A 19,261-nucleotide genomic window follows, 5' to 3' on the forward strand; every position below is an offset into this window, starting at 1 on the left:
TCGGACCACCCGACGCCGTCGAAATAAACCTTCTGCGTACTGGACCACCACCTTTTGATGGCTCCCAGCCCCAGTGCCCCCATGCGACACTGCGAGGCCTGCGGCCGCGAGTATCCCCGCGACCGGCCGTGGCGCTGTGACTGTGGCCACGCACTGGACTACACCGACCTGCCGGTGCCCGACGGCGAACCGCCCGCGTTCGACCGCGCGGCGGGCATCTGGGCGTTCGACGCGTTCCTGCCGATGGACGAGCGGGTGACACTCGGGGAGGGGTGGACCCCGCTCGTCGACGCGCCCGAGTGGGACGTGACGGTCAAACTGGAGTCGCTGCACCCGACCGGGAGCTTCAAGGATCGCGGCGCGGCGGCGGTGATCGCCGAAGCGCAGGCGGTCGGCGCCGACCGCGTGCTGGAGGACTCCTCGGGCAACGCCGGCTGGCGGTCGCGAGCTACGCCGCTCGCGCCGGCATCGACGCCGAGATCTACGTCCCGGCCGACGCGAAAGCGGGGAAACGCCGCCGGATCGAACGCACGGACGCCGAGGTCGTCCCCGTCGAGGGCGACCGGCAAGCGGTCACCGACGCCTGTATCGCCGCCGTCGAGGCCGGCGAGGGCTACTACGCCAGCCACGCCTGGAATCCCGCCTTCTTCGCCGGGACCGCGACGATCGCCTACGAACTGGCCGCCCAGCGCGACTGGTCGGTCCCCGACGCCGTCGTCACGCCGCTGGGCCACGGGACGCTGTTCCTGGGGGCCTACCGGGGGTTCCGGGCGCTTGAACGGGCCGGCTGGACCGACGACGTACCGCGACTGCTCGGCGCCCAGGCGGCCGGTGCCAGCCCCATCGCCGACGCCCGTCACGGCGACAGCGGAGGGCACAACGACCTGGCCGACGGCATCCAGATCCGGGAGCCGGCCCGCGCCGACCAGCTCCGGGCGGCCATCGAGGCCACCGACGGGGACGCCGTCGCCGTCGACGAACCGGCGACCCGGGCCGCACACGAGCGGTTGGCCGCCGCGGGGTTCCACGTCGAACCGACCTGTGCGACGGCGACGGCGGCGCTGGAACAGTTCAGGGAGCGGGGTGTCCTCACCCCGGCGGACGACGTAGTGGTCGCGCTGACCGGCCGCAACGCCTGATCAACGCCACAGGAGCAAGGAGACGGGGACGGCGGCGTCGACCGAGAACCACTCGGCGTCGGCGTCGGCCGCGTCTGTATCCCCGGCGTAACAGATGTACCGCTCGTCCCCGTCCGATCTGGTTCTGACGACCGCGGGATACACCCCCTCGTCGGGATCGGGCGAGGGAGTTCCGCCCGTCTGTGAGACGTGTTCCGTTCCCATGCTGGACGCAGTCGGGCACTGTCGCTATTGTTACCGACTAACTAGGTGGACGGAAGGGATCACCGAACCGCCTCGACGGGGATCAGGAGGTCCACCGACGCGGCGAGCCAGCGGGTCGCCATCTCGGTGCCGGAGCGGTCGTTCGGGTAGAGGATCGCCCGCTCGCCGCCCCGGGCGGACGGTTCCAGTTCGGCGACCAGCACGGTGTCGCTGAACTCGTCCTGTGGAAGTCGGTCCCTCGCGTCGTCCCGTACGTGTTCGGTGCTCATGTCCCCGCTAGTCGCTGCGTATCCATTGTTATCTGGCGCCTACTCCGACCCCGCTCGGGCGCTCCACGCGGCTTCTGGTCGTCGCGTTACCGCTCGGGATGGACCGGGCCGTCGAACCCGCCCCGGATCAGCGGCTTCGCGACGTGTCGCCGCGCCACCGGCGGGACCTCGTACCAGCCCCGGGTCGATCGCTCGCTCGATCGCTCGCTCGACCTTCCCGTCGGCGCTGGTCCCGCAGTCACGACAGCGATACCCCTGGTCACGGCCGGCCGACGCCATCGACCGCCCACACTCGGCGCAGTCCGGGGTCACCCGTTCGGTCTCGACCAGTTCGTCGACCCGGAACTTCTCCAGTTTGAGCGTGCCGTCGCTGACCTCCCCACAGACGGTCACCCGGTCGCCCACCCGGAGGCTCCGAACCCGATCACGGAACTGCTTGGTCGGCTCGAAGGCCGCACACTGGAGGGTCGCCCCGTCGCCGGCGAGCGTCAGGAAGACGTGCCCGCCGGCCCGGGTCTCCGGTGGGTCGACCACCTCGCCGGCGACCCGGTACGCCCTGTCGTCCTCGACCGCCGACAGCGAGGCGTCCCGGAGGTGTACGTCGGTTCCCTGGTTCGTCAGCAACGTCGCCCGCTGGGCGATCGGTTCGCTCTCGATGGCGTCGGCGACGGCCCGACAGGCCTCGGGATCGTCACCGCGGATGCCGTACAACACCGGACACGGCGTCCGTGGGACACAGACCGGGTAGTTCGACTCCCGGTCGACGGTGTCCCAGACTGCCGGATAGTGGGCCTCGGCGGCAGCGAACACGCTCTCGGTGTCCACCTCACGATCCGTCCCCCACCGCTCGCGCTCGCGGTAGGCGATGTGTTCGTGGGTCCACTCTTCCAGGGCCGACCACGCGCCGACGGCCGCCAGCGCGCCGATCAGCCCGCGGCCGTTTCCCCGCTCCAGACGGGCGAAGCCGGCGTGATCGGCAAGCGTCGTCGCCGTCGCTCGGTCCTGGATCGCTCGGATCGCGTCCGTCGTGAAGTCGGCGACCGCCGACGGAACCGCCGCTGGGGCGCAGTCGGCGACGAGCGCGCCGGGGTTCGTCCGCGGGTCGTCGGTCTCGGCCAGGTCGAGCGTCGACTCGGCCAGGCTGACGGCCCGATCGGCGTCGATGTCGGTGTGGACCGCCAGCGCCGCGTTCCCGCGGGTCTTGTGTTCGACGGCCGGGTTCAGCCGGACCAACAGCAGCCGTTCGACGCGCCCGCCGGCCGCGCGGATGTCGTCGGCCAACTGCCTGGCGGCGTAGGTCGTACACATCCCGCCTTCCCGGGAGTCGGTGTCGTCGAGGCCGACGATTGTCACGCTCTGTCGTTGGCCGGTGGTGCCCAAACCCCTTTCGTCGTGCGAATCCCCGCGGGTACCGCCACAAATCATATATACGACGATTGGTTACCTTCGGTAGAGGTACGGAGGAGTATGTCACGGTCGGCACTGGTCGGTAACGTCACGGCGATGCTGGAGGACGCGGGGTTTCTCGTCAGCGACCGCTGTGCGATCAGACCCAAGAGCTTCGACATCGCGGCCCGGCGCGGCGAGGACGTGCTGCTGGTAAAGATCCTGGGCAACATCGACGCCTTCGACGGCGTCACCGGCGCGGAGATGCGCCGCCTGGGGACCTATCTGAACGCGACGCCCATCGTCGTCGGGTTACGGACCCGTGACGAGGAGCTGAAACCCGGCGTCGTCTACTTCCGGCACGGCGTCCCGGTCCTATCGCCCGACACCGCCATGGACCTGTTCCTCGAGGAGGTCCCGCCGCTCATCTACGCGGCGCCGGGCGGCCTCTACGTCAACATCGACTCGGAAGTGCTCGCGGACGCCCGCGAGGACAAGGAGTGGTCGCTGGGACGCCTGGCCTCGGAACTGGGCGTCTCCCGGCGCACCGTCTCGAAGTACGAGGACGGCATGGACGCCTCCGTCGAGGTGGCCGCCGAACTCGAAGACCTCTTCGACGCGCCGCTGACAGCGCCGGTGAGCGTCCTCGACGGCGCCGAGGAGGTCCGAGACGACGAACCGACCCCCGAGGACCCTGACGCGGACCCCGAGGACGAACCCATCGTCACCGTCTTCACCCGGATCGGCTTCGAGGTCCACCCCACCGACCGGGCACCGTTTACGGCGGTCAACGAGAACGGCCGCCGCCGCGAGCAGGTCCTGACCGGCCACTCGCCGTTCACCGAGACCGCACAGAAGCGCGCACGGATCATGTCTTCCGTCGGCGAGGTCACCCGGACGCGGTCGGTGTACGTCGTCGACGAACTCGAACGCGAGTCCGTCGAGGGCACCGCCATCATCGAGGAGGCAGAGATGGAGGAGATCGAGGACGCCGTCGACCTGCGCGATCTCATCATGGAACGGGGCGAGGACCACGAGGAGACTGCCTAGCCACTTTACTGCGGGGTTCGCTCCGCGAACCCCGCTTGCAAAAACGTGGGGAAAAACTGCCGAGCGTTCGCTTCGCTCACGCTCGGTGAAACCGCTCGCTATGCTCGCGGTACGCTTTCGGTACCGCCCTGCCCGTCCCCAGGTCGCTCGGCTGCGACTACCGTCGCAGCACTCGCTCCCGGCCACCGCATCGACGACCGCAAAAAGCCGCGTGCTCCGCTCGCGGCGTTACGCTGCGCCGCTGCCGTAGGTCTCTTCGAGGTACTCGACGATGTCGTCGGACTCGGGCATCCCCTCGACGCCGTTGTCCGGGTCGACCAGCACCGGGACGCCGGTCTGGCCCGAGACCTCCTTCACTTCGGTGCGGTCGCCGTGTGAGCGCGGGACCATGTGGGACTCGTACTCCAGGCCGAGTTCGTCGAGCTTCGTGATTACCTTCGCGCAGTACGGACAGCCCTCCAGTTCGTAGAGTTCGAGGTTGGCCATTGCGGCCGTCGGTATGGCCGCCAGCGACAAGAGGACACCGGTGGTGTGTCCGGCGCGCGCAGGGCCGTCAGACCGCGCTCGCGAGGACGCCGCCGGTCCGGACGACGAAGTAGAGCACGAACGCGAGTGCCAGCACCCACTGGCCGATCAACACGTCGTCGAACTCGCCCTGGGCGGTCTTGACGACGGGGTAGGAGACGATGCCGGCGGCGATACCGTAGGCGATCGAGTAGGTGAACGGCATCACCATGATCGTCAGGCCGGCCGGCACCGCGTGCGAGAAGTCGTCCCACTGGATGTCGACGACGTTGCGCATCATCAACACGGCGACGACGACCAGCGCGATGTGGGAGGCATAGAGGGGGATCGCCGTCGCCAGCGGCACGACGACGAGCGAGGCCATGAACAGGCCGGCGACGACGAGGGCCGTGAGGCCGGTCCGGCCGCCCTCCTCGACACCGGTCGCGGACTCGATGAACGTCGTCACCGTCGAGGTGCCCAGCATTCCGCCGACGGTGGTCCCGACCGCGTCGGCCATCAGCGGCTTGTCGATGTCCGGGAAGTCACCGTTCTCGTCGAGGAAGCCGCCGGCCTGCCCGACCCCGACGAGCGTCCCGGCGGTGTCGAAGAAGTCCACGAAGAAGAACGTGAACACGATCAGCGCGAAAGCGAAGGCCTCGACGTTCTGGAGGCCGGCGATGAACGCGCCCGCCAGCGGCGTGATGTCGTACTGTGCCGAGGAGAGCTGTGCGGCGTCGAACCCGCCGTTCCGGACGGCTTCGGTCGCGAGCACGCCCGGTTCGGCCAGCCCGAGGAAGGTCGCGACGGCGCCGGCGACCGTCGTCAGGACGATGCCGGCGATGATCGCGCCGCGGAAGCCAGCCGCGTAGAGGACGAACGTCAGGAAGAGACCGACGACCGAGAGGATCGCCACGGGGTCGCTGGCGATGCTCCCCAGGCCGACCAGCGTCGCCGGGTCGTCGACGACAATCCCCATGGCCTGCAGACCGATAACCGCCAGAAAGAGGCCGATCCCCGCCCCGACGGCGAACTTCACCGGCTCGGGGAACAGTTTGATGATGTACTCTCTGGCTCCGACCGCCGTGAGGATGATGAAGATGATCCCCTCGACGACGATTGCGGCGAGTGCCGTCTGCCAGGGGACGCCCAGCACGCCGACGACGGTGATCGAGAAGAAGGCGTTCAGGCCCAGCCCGGGCGCCAGGCCGAACGGTCTGTTCGCGTAGAAGGCCATCACCAGCATCGCCACGACCGACGAGAGGATGGTGACGACCGCGAGCATCTGCAGTACTTCCGGCGGGCTGTACCCGTCGATGGCGATGCCACCGGGTGTCCCGTTGTCCGGGAAGGCCGTGAGGATCGCCGGGTTGAGGACGACGATATAGCTCATCGTCAGGAACGTCGTCAACCCCGCGACCAACTCGGTCCGGACGGTGGTGTCGTGTGCGTCGAGTTCGAACAACTGCTCCAGCGTACCCATTGGTGCCTGTCTCTATACAGACGGGCATAAGCGTGGCGAGAACGGCCAAAATTGGTAGTCCCGCCGAGAGATCGGACGGCGCCGGTCGGGCGGTCAGCCGTCGCTCTCTGCGGGGGCGTCCGCCAGCAGGTCCGACGCGGTCACGAGCGACTCCAGGTGCAGGTCGTGGTCGGCCAGGTTCTCCCGGGCGCCCTCCTCGCGGTCGACGACGACCAGGACCCGTTCGACGACGGCGCCGGCCTCCCGCAGCGCCTGTGCGGCGTCGACGGCGCTCTGGCCGGTCGTGGCGATGTCCTCGATGACGACGACCTCCTCGCCCGCTTCGAGTTCGCCCTCGATGCGGTTGCCCGTGCCGTACTCTTTTGCCTGTTTGCGGGCGATGACGTAGGGGAGGCCGGTCTCGACGCTGGTGACGGCGACCATCGGGACGCCGCCCAGGGCGACGCCGGCCAGTTTCGTCCCGTCGAGTCGCTCGGCGAAGGCCGCGGCGATCAGTTCCAGACAGCGGGGGTCGGTCTCGAAGACGTACTTGTCGACGTAGTAGTTCGAGGTACCGCCGTGTGAAAGCTCGAACTCGCCGTATTTCACGGCGTCCGCGTCCCGGAGCGCGTCGATGAGTTCCTGGTTGGGCATACAGGCTCTCTGCTGGCAGGGGGCTAAGGGTTGTTGGAATCCCCTGGCCGACGCCGAGTAACGTCGACATTCCTAAGCCACTCGGTGACACACTCCCGTTCGAATGCAAGTGTTCGGGTCGAGTGGCGTCCGGGATGTCGCTGGCGAGGGACTGACGCCGCGGTACGTCGTCCGCATCGCACAGGCCGCGGGAAGCGTCTGGACCGACGAGTACGACCGCGTCGCCATCGGGCGTGACACGCGGACCACCGGGCGGACGTTCGCCAACGCCGCGACGAGCGGCCTGACCGCACTCGGCTTCGCCGTCGACCGCCTCGGGGTCGTCCCGACGCCCGGGCTCCAGGCCTACTGTGAGCGCGAGGGCGTCCCCGGCGTGATGATCACCGCCAGCCACAACCCCCCGGCGTACAACGGCGTCAAACTGATCGGCGCCGACGGCGTCGAACTCCGCCGAGAGACGCTCGACGACATCGCGGCCGCCGTCGAGGCCGACGACCCGGAACTGGCCGGGTGGGACCGGGTCGGCACCGATCGATGTATCGAGACCGCCCGCGAGAGCTATCGGGATCAACTCCGCGATGCCGTCGACCGCGAGCGCATCGCCGCCGCGGACCTGACGGTCGTGATCGACCCCGGCCACGGCGCGGGCTCGCTCACCAGCCCCGACCTCTTCCGGGAACTGGGCTGTACGGTCCACACGATCAACGCCCAGCCCGACGGCCACTTCCCGGGTCGGGATCCCGAGCCCGTCGCGGCCAACCTCGCCGACCTGCGGGCGTACGTCCGGGCCACCGACGCGGACCTGGGAATTGCCCACGACGGCGACGGCGACCGGGCAATCTTCGTCGACGAGCACGGCGACCACGTCGAGGGCGACGCCGCACTGGCGGCGCTTTCGGCCGCCGAACTCGACGCCGACGACGCGGTCGTCTCGGCGGTCAACGCCTCACAGCGACTCGTCGATGTCGCCGAGGACGCCGGCGCGGAACTCTCCTTGACTCCGATCGGTTCGACGTACATCGTCAGTCGCATCGCCGACCTCCAGGCCGCGGGGACCCGCGTCGCCGTCGCCGGCGAGGGCAACGGCGGCATCATCTTCCCGGCGTATCGGGTGGCCCGGGACGGCGCCTACACCGCGGCACGCTTCTGTGAACTCGCCGCCGAGACCCCGGTCAGCGAACTCGTCGCGCCGTTCGACGACTACGCGAACGTCCGGCGGAACCTCCGGTACGACGACGACGACGAACGCGAAGCGATGCTCGCCGGCGTCGAGGGCTACGCACAGGAGACCGACGCCGCCGTCGACCGGACCGACGGCTGGCGGCTGAACTACGACGACGCCTGGGTACTCGCCCGGCCGTCGGGCACCGAACCGGTCGTCCGCGTCTACGCAGAAGCCCGCAGCCTCGACCGGGCGACGGAACTGGCGGAAGCGATGGTCGCGGCCGCCGAGTAAGTCACGCCACGGCGGCCGACAGTCCTCAGGGCGGGTCGCCCAGTTCGCCGTGGGTCGACAGCGCCTCCTCGATGGCCGCCCGTTCCTCCCGAGCGGCCGCCAGATCACGCTCGACGGCGCCGCTCGCGACCCGCTCGCGCTCCTCGTCGGTGAGTTCCGAGCGAGCCAGCGCGCTCTCGCGGAGTCGCTCGTACTCCTCGCGGCGGGCCAGCGCCCGGACCTCGCGCAGTCGGGCGACGACCGACTCGTCGGCGAACCCGGCGACGACGGAGCGGTACTCCCCGCACAGCCACGGGAGTTCCGCGGCCGGGGGCGGCGGCCAGCCGACGGTGAGCGGCTCGGCGTCGATGTCCCGGAGGTAGGTTCGCCGGGTCGCGACGGCCGAGCGCAGCGCCGCCGGATCCTCGACGTAGTGGTCCAGTTTCGACCCGGAGTAGTCGGCGTACTCCAGTAGCGTCGGCAGCGGCTCGGTCCCGGCCTCGTGGTCGTGGACGTAGGTCAGCAGCTCCGCGGGCGGCGAGCGGAACTCGACCAGGGGGAAGGCGCCGGCCCGTTCGATCAGGTCGAGGAGGTCCCGCGCCGACGCGTCGCCCCGGAACGCCCCGAACGCCTCGCGGACGGCCTCGTCGTACGCGTCGATGGGCTCCCGGAGCCGTTCGACCGGCGCGTCCAGATCGGCGTCGCCCAGCCGTTCGAGCCGTTCCAGCTCCGCGACCCGGTCGTCCAGCGTTCCGATTCGCCGCCGGGCGTCCCGCCGGGCCTGAACGTACGCTTCCCGGGCCGCTTCCAGGTCGTCCAGTCGGCCGACGAGATCGGCCACCGGCGCCAGCATCTCCCGGGCCCGCTCGAAGTCGCTCTCCGAGAGCCGGCGCTGCTGGAGGTGGTCGTCGACGGCCTCGAAGGTGTCGTACTCGGGCACGTCCTCGTCGAGGTTCCCCACCACGGTCGCCACGGCCCCCTCGAACTGGGTGTAGGCCTGGAAGTCCCCGCTCCCGGTCGCCCGACCGTCGTAGTCGTCGAGCAGGCGCGTCAGCTCCCGGTAGGCGTCCCGGCAGGTCCGGAGCCGGTCGGCGCCGACTTCCTCGACTCGCTCCCGTGCCTGCTCGCGCTCGCGTTCGGCCTGCTCCAGGCGGTCGACGGCGTCGGACATCAGTAGACTTCGTCCGGGTCGAACACCTGTTGGCCGACCTCCTCGCCGTCGACGGTCCGGTAGAAACAGGACTCGTAGCCCGTGTGACAGGCCCCGCCAGCCTGGTCGACGACGTACAGCACCGCGTCGCCGTCACAGTCGACACGGACCTCCTCGATCGCCTGGGTGTGGCCGCTCGTCCCCCCCTTCTTCCAGAGTTCGTCGCGGCTGCGCGAGTAGTAGTGCGCGTAGCCCGTCTCCCGGGTCCGGTCGAGCGCTTCCTCGGTGACGTACGCGAGCATGAGGACCTCGCCCGTCTCGGCGTCCTGGGCGACCGCCGGGAGGTACTCCTGCTCGTCGAACGCGAGGTCGACGGCTGTCATACTCTGGCGGAAGCCTGTCTGCAAGATAGGTCTTGTGTCACACGCGAGGCACACGGTTCCCGTCGCCGCCAACCGCCCTGGTCGTCGATTCCGTCGGGGCCGACTGCCGACTCGTCGAGTGGTCCGGACCGGCCTCGGGACGACGAACGCACTTGTATCGGCATGACCGACCGGGAACGTGATATTATATCTTTAATTCACTCCCACAATACCTGGACACATCTTATGTACCACGGTGGGAACGTCGATGTATGAGACGAGATAGCACTGCCACGGACCGCATCGATGCGCGACTCGCTCCCGTCGGCGGATCGGCCGCCGGGGATTCTCCCCCGAAGTGGCCGAACCCGACCCCCGCTCCAGGCACCGCCCGCCAGCCACGCCAGTTCACCACGCACCAATGACGAACGACATCACGGAACCGACGAGCCGCCTCCCCGAGACCGCGTTCGCCGGTATCCAGACGTTCCTCGGCGCCGATGTCGTCGACCCCGAGGGGCTCCCAGCCGACGCCCGGGTCGGCGCTGTCGGCGTCCCGTTTGACGGCTCCGTCTCCCGGCGGCCCGGCACCCGATACGGCCCCAGGGCGCTCCGCGCGGCCAGCGAGTGGATCGCGCAGTTCGGCGACGAGAACGGGCGGGCCTACAACGCCGACACCGGCCGCCACGTCGACCAGCGCGCCCTCGGCGTCTACGACTGCGGGGACGCCCCGGTCGCCCCCAACGACGCCGAGCGGACACGGGATCAGGTCGCCGCCTACGTGGGCGCTGTCGCCGAACGCGCCTTTCCGCTCGTCCTCGGGGGCGACCACTACATCACGTATCCGGCCTTCGCCGGCTACGCCGGGAGCGTCGAGGGCGACGTTGGGCTCGTCCACCTCGACGCGCACTCGGACACGGCCGACGACGGAGACCTGTACGGAAAACACTGGCACGGCTCGCCGATGGCGCGGATCGACGACCTCGAACAGGGCGGCTACGAGAACCACGCGATGATCGGGATTCGGGCCTACGAGCGGTCCGGGTTCCCCGACCTCGTCGAGTCGAACGGGATTCAGGTCAACTACGCCCGCGACGTTCGCGAGAAGGGGATCGAGACGTGTGTCGAGGAGGCCATCGAGCACGCGACCGACGGGACCGACCACGTCTACCTGACGGTCGACATCGACGCCGTCGATCCGTCGTTCGCCCCCGGGACGGGGACCCCGGAACCGGGCGGGCTCACCAGCGCTCAACTGCTGGCCGCGATGGATCGGTTGGGCCGGTGTCGGGATATCGGTGCGATGGACCTCATGGAGGTCGCGCCCCGACTCGATCCGACCGACTCGACCCAGATGCTCGCGGTCATGGCCGTCGCACGCTTTCTCGAACGGCGCTTCCCGTGACGGATCGACCCGACACGGACGACCCGATCACCGAGATCCGCCCGGACGTGTACGACCTCACGCTGACCCGCGACCCGGCCAGATACCGGGCGTTCCTGTTCGATTGGGACCGGCCGACGCTCGTCGACTGCGGCCCGGCAGCGAACGCGGGGACGCTCCTCGACCGCATCGAGACCCTCGATATCGTGCCCGAACGGGTGGTGCTCACCCACGCCGACCACGACCACGTCGGGGGGTTCGACGCGGTCGTCGACAGCTACGACCCGACGACGTGGGTTCCCCAGGAGTCGACGCTGTCGACGGAGCACTCTCCCGACCACCGCTACGACCACGAGACGACGGTCGGGCCGTTCACTGCCGTCCACGTTCCCGGGCACACTGCCGACAACTACGCGCTGGTCGCGTCCGACCACGACCTCGTCGTGATGGGTGACGCGATGATCGGCGCCGACTGGCGTGGGCTACCCGCGGGGTACTTCCTTCTGGTCGAGGCCGTCTACTCCGACGATCTCGCGACGGCCGAACGGAACCTCGAACGCCTCCAGACCTACGAGTTCGATGCCGGACTGGTGTTTCACGGCTCCTCGGTCTTCACGGACGCGAGACGGAAACTCGACCGGTTTCTGGAGTTCCCGAACAAGGGTACCTGGAGCGATCCCGACTGACCCCGAGTCGGCGGTGTGACACGAGTCGGCGAGTTCTCGAAGCGAACCGGTCGGCTGCGGCGACGGACCGCCTCCCAGGTTTGAATCGCCTGGAGACTCGCTGACGCTCGCCTTCCGAGCCTCCGCTCGCGGAGGCGGGGACAGCCCGAGCTTCCGGTCGAGTACTCTTCCAGTCTGGGCTACCGGGGCTCACCCCGTTGGTCCGGACGGAGGGGCTGGGAACAGACGGGGCTGGTGGTCGTTTGCGGTTCGATACCCCGATCGACGCGGAGGAACTCCGAGATCGCGTAGACCATCCAGGCCTGACACCACCGCATCAGCGTCGTCCGCTTCGTGTGGTACCGGTGTTTCCGGTGGTAGAACCGGCCGTCACCCCCGTAGAGGTTATCGAGGGTCCATTCGAGGATCCGACGCGCGAAGTCGAGCCGTCCGGCGTAAGTGAACACCAGGATCCCCTGGGCGCTGGCGTGGATGTCTCGGGGGTACGAACAGGATTCGTCCCAGTTCGGCGCTCCAGACGCCTCGAACAGTTCGTTCCGATAGAACTCGACTCCGTCCTCGACCACGTCCGCATAGCGTTCGTCGACGACATCCCCGTACCGCTGGAGACTCTCGATGATGAACCCGTTGTGGAAATTGTCCATCGAGAGGTGAGACGCATCGGGCGGCTCGCGGTAGTACCAGCCACCGCGATCCGTCTGGAGGTCGGCGACGTGGTCGAAGATTCGCCGTGCCCGCTCGCGCAGGGCCGACTCGTCGAAGACATCGTACAGATCGACGAGGAGGCGTGCACCGAGCGCGCCGGCGTTGATGGTGTAGTACTCATCGGTGTCCTGGACGTGGTAGTCGATGACTGCACCGCCGTCGACCGCTCGATAGTTCAGGTCGTCGACGACGAAGTCCGCGGCCGTCCGGGCGACCTCGGCGTAGGACGGATCCAGCGGGGCCGCTGCGAGGAGCGCCCGCACCGGAAAGGCGGTCGATACCACCGACGGATGGTTCGGGAGCCCCTTGACCCTGAGCGTCTGAATCTCGTGTTTGTGACCGCCACAGAACCCGCTGTAACCGACGCTCCGGTGTTCGATCAGCCAGTCGACGAGGGATCTCGCCTCCCCGACGTGATCGACACTCGCTTCTGCCGGTTCGTCGACCGCCCCGGCCGTGAGGAGACGGGCGTACGTCAGGTTGGCCATCGCGAAGAGCGCCGCTCCCATGTAATTCCGGCGCTGTTCGACTAGGAACAGTGGCCGCACGTTCACCGGGGCTCGCTTTATGCTCTCCTGTACGGCGATGTTCACCCACTTGTTGTCCACGGGGACGGCCCGGAGGAGCTTACTACTCAGTCCGTCGGCGTAATCCCACCCGGTGTAGTCGCGCTCCCGTGCGTACGCGAGCGTCTCCCGGAGGAGCGTCGGAGCGCGTGTGGTCGACAGATCGACCGGGCCCGTCTGTTCGGTGGTCATCGATCTCCGTTCGCCACCGTCTCCCGGTCGATGTCGGGATCGTCTGCGTCGACCGTGAGGTTCTCCTCCGAACCGCCCTGGGCCGAGCGTGTGTCTGCGTCCGAGCCGCGAACGGGTGGCTCTGCGTCCGCTTCCGCGTCTCCCGATGGGGGTGTGAACCACGATATCGGGTCCCGGAAGTTGAGGTCGATCCGAGCCGGCGGGTACGCCATCGCGACGATGGATCGCAGCAGTGACTCGCTCTCGTGGCTGTACGAGAAGTAGAGTTCGCGTAACGGGAACACCATCTCGCCGACCTGTGCGGGTTGGCACGTGGACGGCTCCCACGGCAGATCGAGGAGCTCGGATACGATCGAGGAGACGAACCGGTAGCCAGACTGACTCGCGAGCGCGTACGATGCCCAGAGCTTCGGGTTCACCTCCATCAGGACGAACGAGCCGTCGGGGCGACGCTTGAACTCGACTAGGGCGGGACCGTTCCAGTCGAGCCCGTCCAACAGCGCGATGGTCGCAGCTTCGAGGGCCGGGTGGCGGTAGATGCGGACCCGCGTCCCGCTCCCGCCCGCTCGGGGAACGGAGCGAAGTTCCTCGTGCTCGAACAGCATCTTGAGGTCGCCGTCGCAGTAGAGGACGCCACAGCCGAACGTCCGAGGGTCGTCGATGAACTCCTGAACGAGGATATCGTCGGTTGCTTCCTCAGCCAGGTCCTCGTACGTCGACCAGAACGCCGCCGGCTCGTCGACTTTCGCCGTCATGGTCTCTCCGCATTCGTGGCGGGCTTTCAGGAACACCGGGAACGGAAGCTGATCGATGCTGCCGGGTCGACCCTGTTCGTCCAGCGTCGTGACCTGGGTCGTGTAGTCGTCGGGCGTGTCGATACCGCAGTCGTCGGCGAGCGAGAGTGTCGCACGCTTGTCGACCGCGGTCGATAACGGCTCCGTCGGAGGGAGGCAACAGCGGATCGAACCTGGGAGTCGGTCCCGTAGCCCGTCGAGTGTCACGACCGATTGATAGCCGACCGGCAGGACGACATCCGGTTCGTGTGACCAGATGATCTCGAGCAGCTCCTCGCCGTACCCGTCCGCCTCGGGATCTGCCGTGACGCCGATATCGCAGTACTTCGAGCGGAGCAGTCGGCTGTTCCCGGCCGACCCGATGCCGACGATCGTCGCGTCCAGGTCCTCGGAGAGTTCGGTCGCGACCTGGATGGCGTTGTCGTAGTCTCCGTCGAGGACTATCACCCGCGGGGGTCTCTGGTCACTCATGTCGTTCAGTCCCTGTCCTGTTCGGTGAACGTCGTTCGCCAGTTCGACCCGTCAGCGAGCTCGCCGACAGGGAGTCGATCGGCCTCAGAATCGCTCGTGAGCGGACGTACCGCCATCTCGGTTGGCGTCCGGAACCGGGAGACGATCGGGGCTTCGTCGGGGACGAATCCGAACCGCGAGAGGAGCGGAGACGGGAGCGTCGATCCGGAGACGGCCAGGACGCTCGCGTCGGCGTTGTCGGAGACGATAGTCGCGATCAGTCGTCCGAATGCCGGTTCGCCCGGACCCGCCGGGAGTGCATCCATGAGTTTGACTTTCCGTCCGTTCCTCGTGCGGGTGACGATGGCGGCGACGGGCTCGCCATCGCGTGAGGCGACGTACGTCGTGTCCTCGTAGGCGGGGTCGGCGAACCACCAGCGATAGAAGGCGCTGTCTCGCTGGACGTGGAACCGTCGAGGTGGGGCGGTTTCGTAGAGGGTTTCCAGCGTCTCCGCCGGCACCGTCTCGTAGCGGTCGACCTCGACGGAGTCGTCACTGGACGACCGACGGGCCCCGACGACACCCAGCGCCCCGCGTGCGATCGCGTTCATCGTCCGGCCGAGTGTCCGCCTCCCTACCCCCGCGTCTCCCGGGGTGAGGAGTTCGGCGGGGCGCTGGACCCGGTAGTGGGTCACGACGCGGTCGAGGGCCGACCAGCCGAGGTCACGCTGGACCGACAGGGCGCCGGGGTTCGGGAAGTTGAAGAAGAACGCCGGCTCGCCGTCTTCGTACCGATCGATGGCGCTCCGGGTGATCCGTGTGTACAGTCCCTTTCGGCGGTGGTCGGGGTGGACCATCGCGTCGGCCGGCTGAAGCGCGAGGACTGACCGGTCACCTCGGCGTATCCGGGCTGGGACGTACGCCTGGGTGCCGACGATCTCGCCGCCGTGAGTAGCGACGTTGATCGGAACGTGCGAGAGGAACGGATCGTCGACGTACTTCCAGTCGAACCAGTCGGGGGTGGGGCGTCTGTCCCACTCGGTCTCGTACAGCGAGAGTATCCCGTGGCGGTCGTCCCGTTGGAACCACCGAACCTCGTACTCGTCAGAACCCTCTTTTTGTTCTTTGACGCCCATCACTGGACTACATCTTCTATTCGTCCATTTGTTATACGCGCTGTATCGGGGATTAGAGCACTCCTAACTCTCGTTTCTGTACGGGAGTCCACACCAAGTCGGATGTGTTGCCCTCGAGGGTGCCGTTATCGCGTGACCGACGACAGCCCCCGCGCTTCCGACCTAGGCCGTCGATACTCCAACTCACACACGTTCTTGCGGTCACTCCGATCGCACCAATTGGGACAATACACCGGCCACACTGTCGTGCGAGCGGGTGTGCAGTGATCTCCTGCTAAGCGGGACCACCACCGATCGACTCGCTTCGCTCGTCTTTCGACTTCCCGCTCGTTTCGCTCCGGGAACGGGGACAGGTCGACCTTCAGTCGAGTACGTAACGCTCTCGAATGCGGATCGCGTAGAATCGGGATGCCGCCTCCCGGATTTGAACCGGGGACAGCTCGATCTTCAGTCGAGTGCTCTCCCAGTCTGAGCTAAGGCGGCGCGCACTTCCACCGATGGCCAGTGTATAAAAAAGGATTTCGAAAGCGGGTGGTCCCGGTCAGGGAAGGAACAGGTCCGCACTGTCGTAACTCGCTCCGCAGTCGTCACACTCGTACTCCGTACCGTTGGTCGTCGAGACATCGCCGTCACACCGAGGACACGTCGATCCGTCGATCATGCCTCGCGGTACCACAGACCGGGATAAATGGCTTTCGTCACGTGTTGGCACAGCGACAGCAGTGGCTGGCGTCTCGCCGTGTCCCGATGTCGCCCCGTCGTCGGTGCTCGTTTGCGCCGTTCACGAGTCGTTCGCGGAATGGGTCCGGGCGTCCTGCGCGAGAGCGCAGGGCTCGGGAGAGCGTCGCTCTCCCGGTGGATTCGAACCGGAGGAAGACGGACCGCTCGCTTCGCTCGCGGTTGCGACTTCCAGGGTTCGAACCGCCCGAGAGAGCGATTCACCGCTCACGAGTCGTTCGCGGAGAATCTATGGGTCCGGGCGGATTCGAACCACCGACCTCGGCCTTGTAAAGGCCACGTCATAACCAACTAGACCACGGACCCGCACTCTCCCGTTCCCCATCGGCAGGAATAACGCTTTCTCTCTCGGTCGGAACGCTTAGGCCCGCGCTGGCCCACCGTCCGGTATGGAGCGACGCGCCGGTATCGTGATTCTGGGGACGGTCGCGCTGTTGGTCGGCGGGGCGGTCGTCCTCCAGTCGGGGTTGTGGGTCGACCTCGTCGGGACCGGCGACTACGAGCGCGGGACGGTCACCGTCACGGAGCGGACGACGCCGACCGCCGCGACACCGACGCCGACGGGGACGGCCACTCCCGGAACGACCGTCGCGGTCAGGCAATCCGACGCGGGGCCGACGCTGGCGACCGTCGAGGTCCGCATCGCGGACACGACGACGAAACGCTACGTCGGGCTCAGCGAGACCGACGAACTCGGCCCCGACGAGGGGATGTTGTTCGTCCACGACGAGGCCGACACCCACGCCTACGTCATGCGGAACATGTCGTTCCCGCTCGACATCATCTTCGTCGACGCCGACGGCACGATCACGACGATCCACCACGCGTCGCTGCCGCCGCCGGGTGACGAGACGTTGCGGCGGTACGAGGGCCGCGGGAAGTACGTCCTCGAAGTGAACCGCGGGTGGACCAACCGGACCGGCGTCGAGGTGGGCGACCGGGTCGAACTGCCCGCCGGCGTCGCGTAGCCCGACGGTCTTTTGCGCGTCCGGGCCGTCGTACCGATAATGGATATCGACGCGGCGTCGGACGACGACGCCTTCGAGGACGCCCGCGAGCGGGTCGAGCGGCCGATGTGGCGGCTGTTCACCGACTACGGTCACGGCCAGCGCCTGGCCTTCGTCGTGGGGCTCGTCAGTTCCATCGCGGCCCGGATGCTCGACCTGTTGCCGCCGCTGTTGCTCGCGCTGGCGCTGGATACCGTCATCCAGCAGACCGACAGCACCTACAGTCTCCTCCTGGTTCCCGACGCCTGGATTCCGGCGGGCCGGGCCGCCCGACTGTGGCTGACTGCGGGGCTGATCGCGGCGTCGTTCGGCCTCGGCGCTGTCTTTCACTATTCGAGAAATTGGGGCTGGAATAAATTCGCGCAACACGTCCAGCACGCGGTGCGGACCGATACCTACGAGACGATGCAGCGGCTGAACATGGACTTCTTCGCGGACAAGCAGACCGGCGAGATGATGTCCGTGCTCTCGAACGATGTCAACCGGCTGGAGAAGTTCCTCAACGACGGGCTCAACTCCTCCTCGCGGCTGGTCATCATGGTCGTCGGCATCGCCGCCTACCTCTTCTACATGAACTGGCAACTGGCGCTGGTCGCGCTGTTGCCGGTGCCGATCATCGCGGTGTTCACCAAGCGGTTCATCGAGACCATCCAGCCCAAGTACGCCGACGTGCGCTCCTCTGTCGGGAAGCTCAACTCCCGGCTGGAGAACAACTTAAGCGGCATCCAGATCATCAAGACGGCCAACACCGAGGAGTACGAGTCGGATCGTGTCGAGGACAGCTCCCAGGAGTACTTAGACGCCAACTGGGACGCCATCGAGACGCGGATCACCTTCTTCCCGGGGCTACGGCTGGTCTCGGGACTGGGCTTCGTCGCCACCTTCGCCGTCGGCGGGCTGATGGTGATCGGCCAGCCCCCGGGGCCGCTGACGGCGTCGTTGTCCCCCGGGGAGTTCGTCGCGTTCATCATCTACACCCAGCGGTTCGTCTGGCCGATGGCGCAGTTCGGACAGATCATCAACATGTACCAGCGGGCCTACGCCTCCGCCGAGCGGGTGTTCGGGCTGATGGAGACGCCCGGGCGACTCGAAGAACGCGAGGACGCGACGCCGCTGTCGGTGACTGAGGGGGCCGTCGAGTACGACGATGTCTCCTTTAGCTACGACGGGGACGATCCGGTGCTCTCGAACGTCTCCTTCTCGGTCGATGGCGGCGAGACGGTCGCGCTCGTCGGCCCGACCGGCGCGGGTAAGTCGACGGTGATGAAGCTCCTCCTGCGGATGTACGATGTCGACGGGGGCGCCATCCGCATCGACGGCCAGGACCTCCGGGACGTGGAGATCCCCAGCATCCGGCAGTCCATCGGCTACGTCAGCCAGGACACGTTCCTCTTCTACGGGACGGTGCGGGACAACATCGCCTACGGCACTTTCGACGCCACGGACGCGGAGATCCGCGAGGCCGCCGAGGCCGCCGAAGCCCACCAGTTCATCCAGAACCTCCCCGACGGCTACGACACGATGGTCGGCGAACGCGGCGTCAAGCTCTCGGGCGGCCAGCGCCAGCGCATCGCCATCGCCCGTGCGATGCTGAAAGACCCCGAGATCCTCGTGCTGGACGAGGCCACCAGCGACGTGGACACGGAGACGGAGATGCTCATCCAGCGCTCCCTCGACGAGTTGACCGCCGACCGGACGACCTTCGCCATCGCGCACCGCCTCTCGACGATCAAAGACGCCGACACCATCGTCGTCCTCGAAGACGGGGAGATCGTCGAACGCGGCCCCCACGACGATCTGCTGGCCGCCGACGGCCTGTACGCGAACCTCTGGGCGGTCCAGGCCGGCGAGATCGACGAACTCCCCGAGGAGTTCGTCCAGCGGGCGGTCCGGCGCCGCGCCCGGACCGACGCCGACGACTGAGTGTGCTTCCCGTCGGCCTCCCGGGCACGTCGGGTAAACTGTTATTACAGTGTGTCATGTAACGA

At 67.7% G+C, this 19,261-nt stretch carries 16 protein-coding genes, 2 tRNA genes and 2 pseudogenes; 7 read left to right on the forward strand and 13 right to left on the reverse strand.

Translation table 11 applies throughout. The features are described 5' to 3' along the window. The first annotated feature begins 81 nt into the window (after positions 1-81). Positions 82-1,139: pseudogene (locus tag P1L40_RS10515) on the forward strand (pyridoxal-phosphate dependent enzyme). Here P1L40_RS10515 and P1L40_RS10520 read toward each other — a convergent pair. The 3 genes and pseudogenes from P1L40_RS10520 to P1L40_RS10530 all read right to left on the reverse strand — a co-directional run bounded on the left by P1L40_RS10520 (position 1,140) and on the right by P1L40_RS10530 (position 2,965). After that, positions 1,140-1,343, reverse strand: a complete 204-nt coding sequence (locus tag P1L40_RS10520) for a hypothetical protein (RefSeq protein ID WP_284006862.1) — start codon at positions 1,341-1,343, stop codon at positions 1,140-1,142. Positions 1,344-1,402: 59 nt separating this feature from the next. Further along, complete coding sequence (locus tag P1L40_RS10525) at positions 1,403-1,612, reverse strand: hypothetical protein (protein WP_284006863.1); 210 nt, start codon at positions 1,610-1,612, stop codon at positions 1,403-1,405. An 86-nt stretch (positions 1,613-1,698) separates the two neighbouring features. Beyond that, a pseudogene (locus tag P1L40_RS10530) lies at positions 1,699-2,965 on the reverse strand (TiaS agmantine-binding domain-containing protein). A 114-nt stretch (positions 2,966-3,079) separates the two neighbouring features. Here P1L40_RS10530 and P1L40_RS10535 point away from each other — a divergent pair. Next, positions 3,080-4,048, forward strand: coding sequence for a transcriptional regulator (locus P1L40_RS10535; RefSeq protein WP_284006864.1), 969 nt, complete (start codon positions 3,080-3,082; stop codon positions 4,046-4,048). Between the two features lie 228 nt (positions 4,049-4,276). Here P1L40_RS10535 and P1L40_RS10540 read toward each other — a convergent pair whose 3' ends face one another. The 3 genes from P1L40_RS10540 to pyrE form a co-directional block, all read right to left on the reverse strand. Continuing rightward, on the reverse strand, positions 4,277-4,534 hold the full coding sequence (locus P1L40_RS10540; RefSeq protein WP_284006866.1) for a glutathione S-transferase N-terminal domain-containing protein: 258 nt from the start codon (positions 4,532-4,534) through the stop codon (positions 4,277-4,279). A gap of 67 nt (positions 4,535-4,601) precedes the next feature. Then, positions 4,602-6,035: an NCS2 family permease gene (locus P1L40_RS10545; RefSeq protein WP_284006868.1), complete on the reverse strand. Its 1,434-nt coding sequence runs from the start codon at positions 6,033-6,035 to the stop codon at positions 4,602-4,604. Positions 6,036-6,128: 93 nt separating this feature from the next. Continuing rightward, the gene (pyrE, locus tag P1L40_RS10550; protein WP_284006869.1) at positions 6,129-6,668 is read right to left on the reverse strand and encodes an orotate phosphoribosyltransferase; all 540 of its coding nucleotides are present in this window, start codon (positions 6,666-6,668) and stop codon (positions 6,129-6,131) included. Between the two features lie 103 nt (positions 6,669-6,771). On the opposite strand from pyrE, the gene glmM reads away from it, so the two are divergent. Beyond that, positions 6,772-8,124, forward strand: a complete 1,353-nt coding sequence (gene glmM / locus P1L40_RS10555; protein WP_284006870.1) for a phosphoglucosamine mutase — start codon at positions 6,772-6,774, stop codon at positions 8,122-8,124. A gap of 25 nt (positions 8,125-8,149) precedes the next feature. Here glmM and P1L40_RS10560 read toward each other — a convergent pair whose 3' ends face one another. Continuing rightward, complete coding sequence (locus tag P1L40_RS10560) at positions 8,150-9,274, reverse strand: DUF7118 family protein (RefSeq protein ID WP_284006871.1); 1,125 nt, start codon at positions 9,272-9,274, stop codon at positions 8,150-8,152. Continuing rightward, positions 9,274-9,636 carry a phosphoribosyl-AMP cyclohydrolase gene (hisI, locus tag P1L40_RS10565; RefSeq protein WP_284006873.1) on the reverse strand — a complete coding sequence of 121 codons (363 nt, stop codon included), beginning with the start codon at positions 9,634-9,636 and terminating at the stop codon, positions 9,274-9,276. Before hisI ends, P1L40_RS10560 begins: the two co-directional genes overlap by 1 nt. Before the next feature lie 400 nt (positions 9,637-10,036). Between hisI and P1L40_RS10570 the strand changes: the two genes are divergently transcribed. Both P1L40_RS10570 and P1L40_RS10575 read left to right on the forward strand, forming a co-directional pair. Then, complete coding sequence (locus P1L40_RS10570) at positions 10,037-11,020, forward strand: agmatinase family protein (RefSeq protein ID WP_284006875.1); 984 nt, start codon at positions 10,037-10,039, stop codon at positions 11,018-11,020. Further along, the gene (locus tag P1L40_RS10575) at positions 11,017-11,685 is read left to right on the forward strand and encodes an MBL fold metallo-hydrolase (protein ID WP_284006877.1); all 669 of its coding nucleotides are present in this window, start codon (positions 11,017-11,019) and stop codon (positions 11,683-11,685) included. Before P1L40_RS10570 ends, P1L40_RS10575 begins: the two co-directional genes overlap by 4 nt. A 179-nt stretch (positions 11,686-11,864) precedes the next feature. On the opposite strand, the gene P1L40_RS10580 is transcribed toward P1L40_RS10575, so the two are convergent. The 5 genes from P1L40_RS10580 to P1L40_RS10600 all read right to left on the reverse strand — a co-directional run bounded on the left by P1L40_RS10580 (position 11,865) and on the right by P1L40_RS10600 (position 16,572). Continuing rightward, the gene (locus tag P1L40_RS10580; RefSeq protein WP_284006878.1) at positions 11,865-13,148 is read right to left on the reverse strand and encodes an antibiotic ABC transporter permease; all 1,284 of its coding nucleotides are present in this window, start codon (positions 13,146-13,148) and stop codon (positions 11,865-11,867) included. Then, positions 13,145-14,413, reverse strand: coding sequence for a carboxylate--amine ligase (locus P1L40_RS10585; RefSeq protein WP_284006879.1), 1,269 nt, complete (start codon positions 14,411-14,413; stop codon positions 13,145-13,147). Before P1L40_RS10585 ends, P1L40_RS10580 begins: the two co-directional genes overlap by 4 nt. A gap of 5 nt (positions 14,414-14,418) precedes the next feature. After that, positions 14,419-15,528: a GNAT family N-acetyltransferase gene (locus P1L40_RS10590; protein WP_284006881.1), complete on the reverse strand. Its 1,110-nt coding sequence runs from the start codon at positions 15,526-15,528 to the stop codon at positions 14,419-14,421. Positions 15,529-15,937: 409 nt separating this feature from the next. Further along, a tRNA-Phe gene (locus P1L40_RS10595) sits at positions 15,938-16,011 on the reverse strand. A gap of 487 nt (positions 16,012-16,498) precedes the next feature. Further along, positions 16,499-16,572 (reverse strand) — tRNA-Val (locus tag P1L40_RS10600). A gap of 83 nt (positions 16,573-16,655) precedes the next feature. Here P1L40_RS10600 and P1L40_RS10605 point away from each other — a divergent pair. Both P1L40_RS10605 and P1L40_RS10610 read left to right on the forward strand, forming a co-directional pair. After that, positions 16,656-17,234, forward strand: coding sequence for a DUF192 domain-containing protein (locus P1L40_RS10605; RefSeq protein WP_284006882.1), 579 nt, complete (start codon positions 16,656-16,658; stop codon positions 17,232-17,234). A gap of 39 nt (positions 17,235-17,273) precedes the next feature. Beyond that, entirely contained in the window at positions 17,274-19,196 is a 1,923-nt protein-coding gene (locus tag P1L40_RS10610; RefSeq protein WP_284006883.1) for an ABC transporter ATP-binding protein, read from the forward strand. Positions 19,197-19,261 lie beyond the last annotated feature (65 nt).

Source organism: Haloarcula pelagica (genome assembly GCF_030127105.1).
Lineage (GTDB): Archaea > Halobacteriota > Halobacteria > Halobacteriales > Haloarculaceae > Haloarcula > Haloarcula pelagica.

Excerpts from the sequence above, each read along its gene's own strand:
- P1L40_RS10520 (WP_284006862.1), bottom strand. The coding sequence starts at position 1,343 with ATGGGAACGGAACACGTCTCACAGACGGGCGGAACTCCCTCGCCCGAT.
- P1L40_RS10525 (WP_284006863.1), bottom strand. The coding sequence starts at position 1,612 with ATGAGCACCGAACACGTACGGGACGACGCGAGGGACCGACTTCCACAG.
- P1L40_RS10535 (WP_284006864.1), top strand. The coding sequence starts at position 3,080 with ATGTCACGGTCGGCACTGGTCGGTAACGTCACGGCGATGCTGGAGGAC.
- P1L40_RS10540 (WP_284006866.1), bottom strand. The coding sequence starts at position 4,534 with ATGGCCAACCTCGAACTCTACGAACTGGAGGGCTGTCCGTACTGCGCG.
- P1L40_RS10545 (WP_284006868.1), bottom strand. The coding sequence starts at position 6,035 with ATGGGTACGCTGGAGCAGTTGTTCGAACTCGACGCACACGACACCACC.
- pyrE (WP_284006869.1), bottom strand. The coding sequence starts at position 6,668 with ATGCCCAACCAGGAACTCATCGACGCGCTCCGGGACGCGGACGCCGTG.
- glmM (WP_284006870.1), top strand. The coding sequence starts at position 6,772 with ATGCAAGTGTTCGGGTCGAGTGGCGTCCGGGATGTCGCTGGCGAGGGA.
- P1L40_RS10560 (WP_284006871.1), bottom strand. The coding sequence starts at position 9,274 with ATGTCCGACGCCGTCGACCGCCTGGAGCAGGCCGAACGCGAGCGCGAG.
- hisI (WP_284006873.1), bottom strand. The coding sequence starts at position 9,636 with ATGACAGCCGTCGACCTCGCGTTCGACGAGCAGGAGTACCTCCCGGCG.
- P1L40_RS10570 (WP_284006875.1), top strand. The coding sequence starts at position 10,037 with ATGACGAACGACATCACGGAACCGACGAGCCGCCTCCCCGAGACCGCG.
- P1L40_RS10580 (WP_284006878.1), bottom strand. The coding sequence starts at position 13,148 with ATGACCACCGAACAGACGGGCCCGGTCGATCTGTCGACCACACGCGCT.
- P1L40_RS10585 (WP_284006879.1), bottom strand. The coding sequence starts at position 14,413 with ATGAGTGACCAGAGACCCCCGCGGGTGATAGTCCTCGACGGAGACTAC.
- P1L40_RS10590 (WP_284006881.1), bottom strand. The coding sequence starts at position 15,528 with ATGGGCGTCAAAGAACAAAAAGAGGGTTCTGACGAGTACGAGGTTCGG.
- P1L40_RS10605 (WP_284006882.1), top strand. The coding sequence starts at position 16,656 with ATGGAGCGACGCGCCGGTATCGTGATTCTGGGGACGGTCGCGCTGTTG.
- P1L40_RS10610 (WP_284006883.1), top strand. The coding sequence starts at position 17,274 with ATGGATATCGACGCGGCGTCGGACGACGACGCCTTCGAGGACGCCCGC.